General features: G+C 45.2%; 9 protein-coding genes. 4 read left to right on the top strand and 5 right to left on the bottom strand.

From position 1 onward, the window contains the following. Positions 1-29 precede the first annotated feature (29 nt). The 4 genes from K7H94_RS02910 to K7H94_RS02895 all read left to right on the top strand — a co-directional run bounded on the left by K7H94_RS02910 (position 30) and on the right by K7H94_RS02895 (position 4,093). Positions 30-437 (top strand): zinc ribbon domain-containing protein, encoded by a 408-nt coding sequence (locus tag K7H94_RS02910; RefSeq protein ID WP_127350906.1) that lies wholly within the window; start codon positions 30-32, stop codon positions 435-437. Positions 438-1,107: 670 nt separating this feature from the next. Continuing rightward, a complete protein-coding gene (locus tag K7H94_RS02905; RefSeq protein ID WP_222952013.1) occupies positions 1,108-2,046 on the top strand; it encodes a glycosyltransferase in 939 nt (312 codons plus the stop codon). A 205-nt stretch (positions 2,047-2,251) separates the two neighbouring features. Further along, the gene (locus K7H94_RS02900; RefSeq protein ID WP_089528225.1) at positions 2,252-2,971 is read left to right on the top strand and encodes a hypothetical protein; all 720 of its coding nucleotides are present in this window, start codon (positions 2,252-2,254) and stop codon (positions 2,969-2,971) included. Between the two features lie 9 nt (positions 2,972-2,980). Continuing rightward, positions 2,981-4,093: a helix-turn-helix domain-containing protein gene (locus K7H94_RS02895; protein WP_222951615.1), complete on the top strand. Its 1,113-nt coding sequence runs from the start codon at positions 2,981-2,983 to the stop codon at positions 4,091-4,093. A 270-nt stretch (positions 4,094-4,363) separates the two neighbouring features. Here the strand turns inward: K7H94_RS02895 and K7H94_RS02890 are convergent, their stop codons facing one another. From K7H94_RS02890 to hsdR, 5 genes are all read right to left on the bottom strand, one after another. Then, positions 4,364-5,524, bottom strand: a complete 1,161-nt coding sequence (locus K7H94_RS02890) for a hypothetical protein (RefSeq protein ID WP_222951614.1) — start codon at positions 5,522-5,524, stop codon at positions 4,364-4,366. Then, on the bottom strand, positions 5,524-7,227 hold the full coding sequence (locus K7H94_RS02885) for an AAA family ATPase (protein ID WP_089528227.1): 1,704 nt from the start codon (positions 7,225-7,227) through the stop codon (positions 5,524-5,526). The genes K7H94_RS02890 and K7H94_RS02885 overlap by 1 nt, the downstream gene beginning before the upstream one ends. Next, positions 7,227-8,585 (bottom strand): restriction endonuclease subunit S, encoded by a 1,359-nt coding sequence (locus tag K7H94_RS02880; protein ID WP_222951613.1) that lies wholly within the window; start codon positions 8,583-8,585, stop codon positions 7,227-7,229. Before K7H94_RS02880 ends, K7H94_RS02885 begins: the two co-directional genes overlap by 1 nt. Continuing rightward, the gene (locus K7H94_RS02875; RefSeq protein ID WP_222951612.1) at positions 8,585-10,204 is read right to left on the bottom strand and encodes a class I SAM-dependent DNA methyltransferase; all 1,620 of its coding nucleotides are present in this window, start codon (positions 10,202-10,204) and stop codon (positions 8,585-8,587) included. Before K7H94_RS02875 ends, K7H94_RS02880 begins: the two co-directional genes overlap by 1 nt. A gap of 79 nt (positions 10,205-10,283) precedes the next feature. Continuing rightward, on the bottom strand, positions 10,284-13,808 hold the full coding sequence (hsdR, locus tag K7H94_RS02870) for a type I restriction-modification system endonuclease (protein WP_222951611.1): 3,525 nt from the start codon (positions 13,806-13,808) through the stop codon (positions 10,284-10,286). Between the last annotated feature and the right edge of the window lie 272 nt (positions 13,809-14,080).

Here is a 14,080-nt window from a genome sequence, read left to right as displayed (position 1 = left end):
ATTGAATCGGCACAACGGGGGGCATCGTCATGATGCAATTCCGTGCCATTGAACACGCCATCACCGAAGACGGTGAGTGGGTGACGCCAGAAGAGCTTCCTCTGGATTATCGGGGGCGGCTGTTATGCGATTCCTGCCATGCAGAGGTTGCTATCGACGAGGACAAGTCAGGCAAAGAGATTTTTATTCACTCCCGACATAATCGCAGCGAACGAATCAAAAACCAAAGCTGCCACTACGTAATCCGTCCACCGAAGCAACCAGCATCGACAAGCGCCGGTCACAGACGAAAACAACCGCCTGCAGGTTATGCTGGTCTACGAGGTCCTTTGAATACCCGAAGGGGGCTGTGGCGATGCAATCAATGCGAACGTTCCTACTACGGCGGCAAGAAATGCCCCCATTGCGGCGAGTGGGTTTATACGATATCGCGCTAATCGGTTGCCAGAGGTCTGGCGAATCAGGAGGGCATATTGCATTCCGCTATGATCGGATATATTGCCCTCCTGCCAAGCTTAAGATTTAACTGCTCACAATGAACATCATTCACTTCTTCTGGGCCTGTCAGTTCGGAGATGCCCATACGTTCTCCCTTTGCAACGTGGTCCATCTCTGGCAACGTACTGACGTTGGTGGCTGCTGCGCTGATACAGACGCATTCTCAAGATTATTCCATTTAGCAAAACGCTCGTTTTCATGAGCTGACTCCGTGGACATGCCTATAACTTAACCGCACTTGTTATCGATCGGTGCCAACGATCAATATCGAAAAACTGATCTATCAAAACGATTATCTTTCATGCGCCCTGCCTGGTTATCCTTGTCTTAACTTACTCGCAGAAAAGCCTTTTATTACGGTTAGTTATCTAGCCGAGGCTTGCTACGCCCATTTTCCATGTATCCCAAATTACGAGGTCGCAAAGACGCGGAAAGATGAAGAGATGCGCACGTTGCAACAAAAAAAGAAGTGTCCTTGAGCGATGGCTCTCACTCGATAAAGAATTCTGCGACGAGTGCTTGTTTGATATCGACCAGGAAATCAGGGAAAGACGGATGATCCCGATCACAAGGCTTAAAGATGACGATGAAGGGAAATAGTTACTCGTGATGAAGAATAAAATCGACGTTAGTGTCATTATCCCTGCTTACAACGCCGTTGAGACCATTGGTAATTTGGTTAATAAAATCCTCAGCGAAACCCACGTGGCTATTGAACTTATCATTGTCGATGACGGTTCTACTGATGGAACAGCCAACGCTCTTCGCCAAATCCATGATGACCGACTCATTCTGATTGAGCAGGCCAATCGAGGTGTCTATGCTGCCCGAAATGCTGCTCTAGCCTTGCATCAAGGAGAGTGGGTAATTTTCCTCGATGCTGACGATGATATAGCAGACGGGTTCATTGAAAAACGATGGCAAGCAGCTACTGCGTCGCAAGCCGACGTCATGATCTTTAATGGCTGGCATTCTAGTGCTGACCTACATCGAAGAGCAGTCCACCGAAAGCAGCCATATGGGGCGACCCTGTCAGGTCATGAGTGGATTAGACAGTGCGTTACACGCCGTGAATGGCCACATTACCTGTGGTTGCAGATGATCAAGTCAGCCTATATCAGACAACACTCACTGCACTTCCAGTACGGTAAGAGCCATAAAGACATTATCTGGACGGTTCATCTTGCAGCTAGAAATGGCCGTCTCTGCGTATTGGATGTTAAGGACTATATCTATAACAGCAATAGGACCTCTATTACGCACCGACCGGATTACTACGATGTTCGTGCAATAAGCTATGTTGAAGTGATCGCCGAAATCATCCAGCTAGCGGGACAGGAACAAAACAAAAAAATAAAGGTATTTTTTTACAGACATGCGCTGGTGGAGGCTCGTCATTTTCTGGGGCTGTACCGGAATCGAGTTTGGGATAAATCAGGAGTGAAAACCTGCTTCAAAACAAGCATTTCGTTCGCTAGTTTATTCAGAGGCATCAGCAGTTTTAGCGATGTATTTTTCTTTATCAAACTCGTGGCTAAACTCAAATAATACCGACCCGTTACAATGCCATATAAAATCACCTAGACACGCGCACCTTGATTAATCCAAAAACATTTTGAATCGCCACAGGTTTTACAGCTATTTAAATAGGCTGGCTTGGCTGCCCTCACACTGGTATTGCATCCAGTAATTTTCTTGTTTTCACACCTCAAATGAGGTATAAAAAACAGAAAATCCATAAGAGGCACTGCCAATGTACTCTCATAATCTCGCAAAAACTGTCGTGCTGGCTGACCTTGGTGACGTTGAATCCTATCTGCAGCCTATGAATCTTAGCCAAAGTGATCTTGCCCGTATCCTCGAACGAGGGTTATCAGGTCGTTACTCAACGACTCAGAACCATCCTGCAATTTCACGTGGGCAGTATTTTTATGGTGAGGGAGTTAGCGGCGCTCGTGAGATTCTTGCGCCAAAAGGGTATAAACGGCTATCTATTCGAAATGTTGAATTAACCGTTAGCGATAATGTTGCAATTTACCTATGCCGTGGCTGCGATCAAACTGGACTTCTTCATGGATACCCCGAATCTCGCCTGAAGAAAGGTGACTTTACTTGCGATCTGATGGGGTTGATTCACAACAATACTCCAGGGCAAGGAAATCTCAAGTTCGACGATAACCAACTTAAATTGGACCTTGATCTACCCGAAGGTGATGTTGTCCCTCTCCTACCGAATAAAATCGGAATGGACTTATGGTTTTTACTCTACGATTTTTATGAAATCGATGACTTTCACCGGGTAGGTATCCGTGCAGAGCTTTCTCGACCGATCTCGTACAACGATAAAAATGTAGTTAATAGCTTTTCTACGCGCTTGATACTTGATATTCACGGACCAGAGCCGATTATCCAGAGTAATGATGCACCACTATTTACGCCAGATATCGACCTCGACATTTCAAAAGTAGGCTAAGTATGTACCATGTTTAATTCAGAGCGTTTACGTATAGCAAGAGAACGAAGAGGTCTGACACAAAGAGCTTTAGCCGAAGCAGCTGAATTGACCAGCAGAACGATTTCTAACTATGAGAAGGCTGGTATCTTTGATGCTGTAGCCAGTGACAGTATGGATAAAATCTCTGCTGTTCTTGGTTACCCTGTTGAATTTTTCCTCGACAGAGACGTCCCTTCTCTTTCTCCTGAATCGGTTAGTTTTCGAGCAATGACTAAGCTAAGTGCACAGAAGAGAGATTCCGCGCTTGGAGCAGGCAAACTTGCCCAAGAGTTATCAATCTGGATTGAAGAACAATTCAAACTACCGAAACCCAATATTCCTGATTGTAGCTTCGATGGTTATTCGGAACCTGATCGTGCCGCCCGAGCAGTGAGAGAACACTGGGGAGTCGGTGAACTATCGATTTCTAACTTAATTCACCTTCTGGAGGCTAATGGTGTACGTGTATTCTCGCTCGCTGAAAATTGCGTTGAAGTTGATGCTTTTTCGTTTTGGATTGACGAAAAACCATTTGTTCTTCTGAACACAATGAAAACACCGGAGCGTAGCCGCTTCGATGCAGCTCATGAATTAGGTCATTTAGTTCTTCACAAACATTCAAGCAATAATGGCAGACAAGCTGAACTAGATGCCGACCGCTTTGCATCAGCTTTTTTGATGCCTGAACGTAGTGTTTTGGCGACGGTCCCAAGAATGCCATCGCTGGATCTACTTATCTCATTGAAAAAAAATTGGAAAGTGTCACTTGCAGCTTTGGTCCGTCGCACATTCGATGTGGGTTTATCTACCGAATGGCATTATCGACAATTATCAATTGAGTTAGCTCGACGGGGGTATCGAACCAGCGAACCACAAGGTATGGACGATCGTGAGAGATCACTTGTATTAGAAAAGGTGTTTTCAGCACTGCGTTCAAATAGGATCAAACGTAGTACGATCCTCGAACAACTACGGTTCCCTGCGGATGAAGTAAGTGCCCTTACGTTTAGCAATAGCTTCTTTATGGGCTCCATCACTGGGGAAGGCTTGACTGAGCAAAACTCAGGTAAACGTCCTCCACATTTAAGTTTGGTTAAATAGATCCAAAAACATGGTAACTATTTACCATGTTTTTAACAGCTGCCGACCTTGTAAAGCATTAGATATCATGCTCATTTCTATCCAAAAAATTATTATATCAATGTACAACTCTTTGAAAATTATAGAATTGGTCGGCATTGTTATTAATATTTACTGTACGTGCTAAAAAACATTTTCATTTGGACATTTTTCTGGCATCTCTTCAAGCGGAAGATTAATATAACCATCCAATTAACTCAAGGATAATGCGCATAAGTCCAATAGCATTTATTAACTAAATTCATGTGCCATATCAGCATCATTTGATTGTTTTTGTTTCCACTCAACCATTAACCATACATCACGCAAATAGAGTTGATTTTGGTTTCCTAAGAATTCATAAACTTTCTGCCACCAAAATCTCCATTCTGACTGCTTATAATCTGGTGGAGTATTTCTTGTACGCCTTTGTAATTGTTGACAGAAGTCATCAAAATTTGTTGGCTGAAGATCAGATGCTATGCGTGTGAAAAAATTAGCCTTAAGATGTTGCTCAACTCTTTCAGGTACTTGATAAATCTCTTTCCAAACTTCTATCTTGTTCAATACTTCTGCCGGAGCATTTACATATGAAATTGAAACTGATGTTAAAGGCGTTTCCCAAGAGTCTGTAACTAAATCACTACGACTACTTAGCTGGGGTGTCACTGATATATATGGTTCACATGACTCTTGTGCTGGTGGAAGTGGATAAAATGCTGTTCTCCGTTGGCCGCTTTGAGCTCTCAATACATCTTTTGCCCCTTTTGCCTTGCTATTACAGATGTGGCAGGTAGGAATAAAATTGCCTGGATGGACACTGTAAACTGGATACTTATCTTTGCAGAGCACGTGGTCATAATCTGAACGCCACTGTTCTTCATCTGCCACGCTTTCCCTATTTTGAGAGAGAAGAGCTGTGCCACAAATAGGACAAAGATGACCATTGTTATTTCCCACAACAAAATTCTGATAATGTATTTCAATAGAGTTATTGGATTGTGACTTTGCTTGAGCGAGATCTTTGGTACGCGTAAACAGATGAGTTGTTAATGCCTTACACGCTTTGAATAATGAGGCTGGCACTAATTCTGGCAACACTGTTTGGGTATCGTTAAAAAATACAACAATATCCTGAGCCTGGCTTATTTGAACCGACAATCTCCGGCGATTAGCAACGGTATTAGGTAGAGCTTCCCATAAGTCCTGAAATTTCTCTCTTGTGGGTATATTACTCCAACATACACTGGGAACAGCTACCTCTACATTTTCTATTATCTCAAAAAAAGTTCGAAATAATCCCTCTGAGAAAGCATCTGCATTAATACTGGAGTCCAGAAAATGAAGAAACTCAGCATTAAGCAATGCAAATACAGAACATTGAGGCGTCTGTGGGTTGAGTGAGAATAACATTAGTTCTCTAGTTTCCTTAGCAGATAAGCCTTTTCCATTGAATCTCCCAAATTTTCCTCAATCCAGCGTCGCGCAACTATAACTGCTTCAGGATCATTATCTTCTGGTAATCGATTTTTAACATCCTCTACCACTGTCTGTGAAATAAGGGATCGTAAACCATAGTGATTCTTAACCAAGATATCAAATGAAGTACCGTAAGTCTGGCTGGATACCGGTTCCATACTGATATAACCCATGTCATTACGCTCGAAGAAAAATACGTTCTCGCGTTTGAGCGAGGAAATCATGAATGGTGAGTGAGTAGATAAAAAGAACTGTGATTGCCCTTTACTTTCATTTTCCGGTGTAAAAGCTTCGGTCAAACGCTGGTGAAAATAGGTTCGCCAAGAAGGATTAAGGTGTGTTTCAGGCTCATCAAAAAGAAATATAGCCTGAGCCTGACTGAATATCCGCGTAGCCGCGATAACCTGAATCAATTGAGCTTCACCGTCAGATAAATCATCAAACTTAACGGTATCACCCTGTTCATTAGCCATTAATAATTCAACAACAGATAAAGGTAATCTTGACTGGAGTGGTTTTTTTACCGTACCTATAAAATCATCTTTCATCAATTTCAAACGAGATGTACGATCCCAGTTCTTTATGCCAAGCTGTTGAATATTGTTAAGCCTTTTAAATAATGCGAAAGAATCATAGTAGTTATCTTCACGAAGTCTGTTTAAGACAGTCTCATCACTTAATTCGAGAGTGATTTCTCCAGACAGATATTCTAACTCATAAAGCTCATACTGGTTATCTGTCGTTCGGCCTCCTGTTGGCTTTACTTGATCGGAGCCTGCTATACGGATCAACATTTTCACATCACGAATGGCATCATCTTCTATGATACCGGAACGAAAGTCGTAATGAAGTACGGCTTTGACGGGATGCTTATATGTTATTTCATCCAACAGTTGAAATACTGTCTCTGTCGGAAGAATCGATAGTGATAAAATTAAGAGCCCAACATTATCGTAATCAAGGTAGTTGAAATTGCTAGAGGCAGGGTTTACTTCTCTCAAATTCAGGTGATAATTTGGAACAAAATCACCTTCTGATAAAGGATCAAATATGTGTGGGTATTTTTTAAGATACTTTTTATTGATTTCAGCCAACTGTTCATCATTGATTTCTCGTGATAGCATTTTTAGACGCTGGCTACTAATTCGACGAACTTCAAAATATTGCACAGCATTTTTCATAAAACTTCGCTGTAAATTTTCGTTTAGCCCCGAAGCATAACCAACCACGAGAGGGATGGGAAAATGGCGCTCACCAAGCTGTATTACATGCCACTCATCAGCACCACGAACATTTAAAACCACAGCTCCGTCAAGCTCAATAGTTACCTTTAGCTCAATACTCTCACCATGATTCATGAGCTCGTCTGGGTAAGACATAACAGCACTATCATTTCTAAGATCCCATTGATAGTGTACCGCAACGCTAAAACCTAACGATGTTTTATTTTTGAACTCTGCACGTTGCCATCGCTCTAGATAAGCAAAAGTTTCCCCGATTAACTCAAGCAATTGAGATTTACCAGAACCATTAAGGCCAATCAATGCAAATATATTATCTTGGGCATAACTAAAATCAAAGAACTGATCTTTCAAGCCTTTGTAGCCGCCACTCAAGTTTAAAGATATCAGTCTCATTAACTTTTACCTTTTCTTTGCTTGATGTTTTTTATACTTTTACGCTGCTGTTGAATTCTTACCAGCAATGATTGTGCGCTATTTTCACCGCTGATTAATTCGGGATTTTCTGCCCGCCATTGTGCCGTGAGTTCCCCACGAAATGCTTTAGTCAAGATCGAATGTGTGAGGTTGTTGACGCGCTCAAGGGCGTTTTGTACCTGCTTTTCGATGCCGTCAGCACAGGCGAAGAGTTGTTCTATGCGGCGGACAATTTCGTTTTGTTCTTTGATTGGTGGTACTTCTAAAGGGTACGCCGCCAGTTTTTGAGCATTAATATTTGATTGACTAACGCCATCAGATTTAACTTCATAACAGTATTGCTTCGCTATATGGCTATTAAGATGATAATTGAGATATTCAGGGTTTAGTTCCTCTAAACACTGGATTTTAATCAAATACCCAGCATAAATTGCTTGTTTTTCTCCTCTATAAATAGAGGTCTTACCTACTAACTCGGGGCTGTTTGTTCGATTAAATAATATATCGCCAGCTATTAGGTTATATTTTTCAATTTCATTTTCATCTGATGTATAAACTAAATCAGACCAATTCAATTCACCATTTTGAAGGTTCCCCATTCTTAGCACAGGGATTAACCCTTCTTTTTGAGACTTTGCAGAAGTACCGTAAGACGGTTTCTTTATGAAATTCTTAAGTACCCCGCTTTTCCAGTTATTTAGGATAGCTGTACCACGCCACTCCTCCGTCAATTTCCCACTCACCGCTGCCGCCAACACCGCCTGACGAAAATGCTTTAGGATTTGTGGTATTTTCTCAAGGCGTACTTTGGTGCTATCAGCCTGTGCTAGCAGAGTGTCGAGTTTATCGGCGATGATTTTTTGTTCGGTTAGGGGGGGGAGCAATATAGTTATTTGCTCAATACCTTTACCAGATATATTAGGCTGAGCTCCTCCATAAGCAATTTTCAATATAGTGTCAGATAGCGAAGATATTAGGAGGTCTCGATATTTAGCATTACCATACTTAGTGGAATGAAGAATGATATTTCCAACGCGTTGATTTTGATACGCAGGCGTTCGCCCTGAGTATACTCCTATTTTTCCCGTCGTTGCGCCAGACATAGCAATTAATAAATCACCACTGTTAATTTCAAAACCACTCTCTCCAGCTAATACATGAACAGCATTTCGGTCTGAAGCCTGAGCCCCATTTAAATCTGATATTCTGATTACTGGATATGTATGCTCACTCGCATTTACATAACTAGTACTTTTGAAAGCAAAACCATTTTTCAAATAAAGATAGTCGCCAACACATGCGTAGCACCACCCTTCAGGCAATTTACCCTCGCTCATCACTTAACCCCACCCAACATCTCATTCAGCAACGTCTTTTGCGCATCGGCTTCATCGCTAGCGCCCAGCTCACGCATCAGCGTATCCAGCTCCCCCAGTGCCTGCACCAGTTCGCCCATCGCTTCGGCAGCCAGCACCGATGGTTCAGGTAGGTTAGCCGCATCAACGCTGTTGTTATCTTTCAGCCATGAGATATCTAATGAATCACCTTTAACATCGCGGATCCATTCGCGGCTGAATGTGCGCCAGCGGCTGGTCGCCATGCGGTCGTCAACGTGCTGATTTTCGGCGTTATCGGGCGCGTCGAGCTCGTCGGAGTTAAAGCTCCATTCCCCTTCGCTGCGCGGGCTTTGGCCGTAGGCATCGTCACCGTAAACCGCTTCAAAGGGTTTTAAATGTTGCTCACCAAACGGGGTGCGTTTGCCAAAGCTTGGCATGTTACTGCGCAGATCATAGACCCAGACGTTTTCGGTACAGTTTTCATCCTGATATTTGTTGTTGGCGCTACCTTTGGTGAAGAACAAAACGTTGGTTTTCACCCCTTGGGCGTAAAAAATCCCGGTGGGTAAACGTAAAATGGTGTGCAGGTTGCATTTGTTCATAAGGTCGCGACGTACATCGGTGCCAACGCCCGCTTCAAACAAGACGTTGTCGGGCAGCACCACGGCTGCACGGCCACCCGGTTTTAAGTTACGGTAGATATGCTGTAAAAACGCTAGCTGTTTGTTACTGGTTGGGTAGGTTAAGTCATCACGGGTAATGCTAGCTTCACCGCCCTTCGCCGTACCGAACGGAGGGTTAGCAAGAATGATATCGGCTTTGGGCAAGCTAGCGCCCGCCATGCCCAGCGCGTTGCCCTGATGCACGACGCCTTCATCATCCCCTTCCATGCCGTGCAGCAGGCAGTTCATCAGTGCCAAGCGGCGCGTAGACGGAACCAGTTCCACACCAACAAAGGCTTTATTTTTTTGAAAGGTTCTCGCTTTGGCCGTCAGGTCGTAGAGGTTGTCGGTTTGTTGCTTGATGTATTGATCGGCGGCAATCAAAAATCCTGCGGTGCCCGCAGCGGGATCTTGGATCACTTCTCCAGGCTGTGGCTTAATGCAGCGTACTATGCTGTTAATTAAAGCTCGCGGCGTAAAATATTGTCCTGCGCCAGATTTTGTTTCTCCGGCGTTTTTCTCCAGCAGACCTTCATAAAGATCGCCGAGACCGTCTTTTTTAGCACTAAACCAGTCAATTTGGTCGAGGGTGCGGATCATCTGTTCGAGATGACGAGGCTCACGCAGGCGAGTTTGCGCATCGGCATAAATGGCGCTAATCAGCGGGTCAGCATGAACCGAATTACCTTCAGCGTCTTTGCCACTGGAGAGCTTCAACAGCATTTGTTTGTAATAGTTGAGCAGGTTGAGGCCCGATAAACTGTTGAGATCGCCCCAGCGGCAGCCCTGCGGTAAGGTGTGCTGATCTAATAATTCTGCTTCGGTATTTTCATGCACCATTTTGATAAACAGCAGTAGCACTAGTTCGGTGACGTAATCGCTGTAGTTGATGCCGTCGTCACGCAGTACATCACACAGGTTCCACAGTTTTTGTACGATATCGTTATTATTACTCATTATTTTTCCTGCATTCGCTCACAAAATATGCCGCAAGCGCGATTAAAAAGGCGAGTTTCGCCAGCGAATTTTACCAGAATCAGGCGCTTTGTTGTGGCCAGATCGCACCGTTAAGTTCATCCAGCACGCTGTCCAGTTGGTCTACCAATATCTTATTAAGCTGTTTTACGCCGCCGTCATCAGCAAAACGACTGTTAATAAATTGGTGGTCAATGATCACTTCATGAACCAGCTGTTTTGCCAGACGATCCAGCCATTTTCGTTGCTGGGTTGTCCATGCGTGGCTGTTATAAATGTTGATCATTGCCTGTGATACGCGCTGCGCAAAAGGCATAAGCGGTTCCCCTAGTGCAGCACGGCGAATATGGCCGACAATACTGGCGGCGATATCCTGATTGGTTTGATTACGCACGGCGGTTTGTAGTTTAGCTTCGGAATAGCCCGCACCGTCTAATAATAAGCGGATCTCTTTAAGCTGTTCACGAGTGAGGTCGCGGGGTTTGTTGACAACCACGGCCAGCGCAGTGGATTGGTTAAGCTGCTGCTGAATAAAATCCGCAAAGCTTTCCAAGTAATCTTCTGGCCGTTGATGGCTACCGTAGCTCTGGTTACGTTCCTCTAGTTGGTCATGATGCTCAGAAATAATCGGCCGGTATTCACTGCCGAGTAATGTAGCTATCTCGTTGAGCTGACTGATTAACCCTTGCTGTTGTTGGATGAAGGCAGCCGCCTGACGCGGCCCTAAATGATGCAGGTGTTGATGCAGTTGTTTAGGTTCTACACCCCAAATCTGGTGAAGGTCAGCCAACTTTTGTTTCACCGCCGGACGACTTTCTGCGCGTTTTTCCGCTTTACGCAAAATACGCATCACCTTTTGGCTTAACTGGCTGAGTACCACATCAGCTTGAGTTTCCCCGGCCTGTTCGCCGGGACTATTAAGCGCTTTTTCAAGCTGTTCAGTATCTGTTAGCTCGCTGACCAATTGTTCAAGCGTGATATTGGGGTCTTTGACCAGCGGTTTCATGGTGTTGACGTCGCTGAGGGCCTCATAAATATCCACCGGATCGTAAATACGGAAGACCGTTTTGCCAATATCATCACAGCGGCGCGTTGCGCGACCGATCATTTGTTCAAATAAAATACGTGACTTCACCCTACGCATGAAAACCAGATTACAAATCTTCGGCACGTCAATGCCGGTGCTGAGCAAATCAACGGTGACGGCAATATTCGGGTAGCGCTCATTTTTATACTGTTTGATCAGCTGTTTGACTTTGTCACTTTCACCGGTGATTTTCTCGACGGCCGCTTGATTATAGTTTTCATATTCGGCAGAGAACGCTTCATCCAGCAGGCGTTTGACCATGTCGGCATGTTTGTCCGTGACGCAGAAAACCAGTGTTTTCTCTTCGCCAAAGGGGTCGAGCTCTTTCACGAGCTGTTGGCAAATAACCCGGTTAAAGTTTTCACTGATGACGCCACGGTTAAATGCATCGACGTTGAAATCCACCTCGTCTTCTAGCTGGTCAATCTCAACCTCTCCGGTGTGGATATTAATGGCATGCACCTGGCTCCCTTTGTCAAAGTGGATGCCATTTTGCGTCAGCAGCGTTTCATAACGGATCGGGGGTTCATGATCGATGAGCCAATCATCCGCCACGGCTTCACGGTAGGAGTAGATGTAAATCGGTTTGCCGAAGATATCGCTGGTGTGTTTCGCCGGTGTGGCGGTAAGGCCGATTTTTACCGCGTCGAAATAATCGAGCACTCGACGGTAGCTGGAGAGGTATTGGCTGGCGTCGCGGGTCGAGAGCTCCCCTTCCGTCATTTCCTGATCTAAGGTGTAGCCTCGGTGGGCTTCATCAACGATGATGCAGTCAAATTCATCCACCGGCGGTGGTGTGTCCGAGGAAAAAATGCGGCTAACCATGGCCTGTACCGTCGCGACCTGTACTCGGGTTTCTGCCTGTGTAGCCATATCGCCGAGCTCAGCGATATTGTAAATCTGAGACAGCGTCTGGTTTTGCTCCAGCGGCGCTTCTTTGAAGGTGTCCGTGGCTTGGTCGCCCAAAGCCGTGCGGTCAACCAGAAACAGGATGCGCTTGAAGCGTTCAGTTTTCAGAAAACGGTACATCAGGCCAACAATGGTGCGTGTTTTCCCGGTGCCGGTTGCCATCGCCAGCAGGGCATTGCGGATGTTTTGCGCCAATGTGCTTTCAACGGCGAGAATGGCCTTTTGCTGATAATCGCGTAACCGGAGGTAAGCGAAGCCTTCTTGCTTTAGCTTCTGTTCGGCGCTGTCTTTGCTGCGTTCGAGTTTATCCAGCAAGCCTTGCGGGGTATGAAACTTTTGCAGCGCACGGCGGATGTTGGACGGTTCGCGCACGTCCCTGAACCAAGTTCCTGATGACTCGGCCAACTGTGGCACGTAGGGGCGACCGTTGCAGGAGTATACAAACGGGATAATGTAATGCCCGTCAGTTTCATCCGCCCATGCAATGGTTCGGCCTTCACGCTCCCATGCGCCGATCATGGGGGAAGTGATTTTGAAGCCTTTGCTATAGCGTTCTGCCTGCGGAATTTTTCCCGCAACATCGGTGTTTTCTTTTTTGGCTTCGACCGTGGCCAGCGGAGTTAAGCCGCAAAACAGAACGTAATCAGCGCGACCTTTTTTATCCTGATGCTCCGTAGGCCATTCGGCAATGGCTTTGTTTATCCCCTTTTCAGGGCGAGTTCCGTTAGCCCAGGTCAGTTCCTGACTGTCAGCAAGCCAGCCCGCATCATTTAAGTTTTGGTCAATCAGTATACGGGTGAGTTCTTCATTTAACGCGATATGTTGGCTAGCACGGCGGCTCTTCCGGGCAAACTCTTGCCGTTGTGTTCGGGCCTGCTTTTCATCTTTTTCGGTCAGCTGCGCTTGCAGGATTTTTAATTTTTCTTCGTATTGCTGTCGAAGCTGTTCGAGTGCAATTTCCTGCTCTTTCGCCTGCGATGCTAACACCTTAGTTTCATCATCCATGGCTAGCGCCAGCGTTTCATATTCACTCTTTTCCTGCACCAGCAAATTTTGCAGCTGTTGGCTGGAATCTAGCTGTATGTTGGCGGTAGTGAGCTCACTTTTGAGGCGATCGATTTCCGTTTGGAGTTGCCTGAGCTGATTGCTCGGGTCTGGGGGAGCAATAAAAGCGCCGGGTTTAAAGGCCGCGCCCTGCTTGCCGAAAGATTGGTGGAACCAGATAGCTAGCGCTCGCGCCACTTTTAAGCCATCCAGCGCCTCTTTGTGCTTGGTTTTGAACTGGTGAGTGGCCTTGTTGCCCTCTATCCGCAATAGATGAAATAGCTCGCGTACCGTTGGTTCAAATTTTAGCTCGCGATTGAGGCGGTAGAGTAAATCAGCCTGAGTGGGCGGTTCATCAAACGTGAGCCCGACCAGCGCAGCAATATGTTGTGCTAAGGCTTCACCTAGTTGGCGCAACTTAATCAAGGTGGTGTTGGGATCGCCTGAGAAGGCATTTTCTGCAGCAGTGGCGATTTGTAGAAACAGCGGGTCATGTTCAGCGAGAAAACTGAAATTTGTCGATGTAGTAGCACTTAATGCATCCATTCAATCGCCCCTCGATTATAAAGCACCTTTGCTTAGAATTAGTTACATACTTGGTAGCATTGTATCGCGAAACCGTTCAGAACAGATAAGTAAACACCCTCCTTAAATCAATATCTTTTTCGGTTCTTCATTGTGGCAGACTGGCCCTATCGATATTTAACACAGGGTTACTCTTGAGAGACATAACGCATATTGCAAAATAGACAAAAAATAAGCAGCGTCATTAACTAGCAGCACCAGCATCACTGCTGGCACTGTTGGTCTCCTTTGGA

It is taken from the genome of Pantoea dispersa (genome assembly GCF_019890955.1).
Taxonomy (GTDB): Bacteria; Pseudomonadota; Gammaproteobacteria; order Enterobacterales; family Enterobacteriaceae; genus Pantoea; species Pantoea dispersa.
The sequence above is the reverse complement of the archived record's forward strand: the minus strand, read 5'-3'. Positions and strand labels throughout refer to the sequence as shown.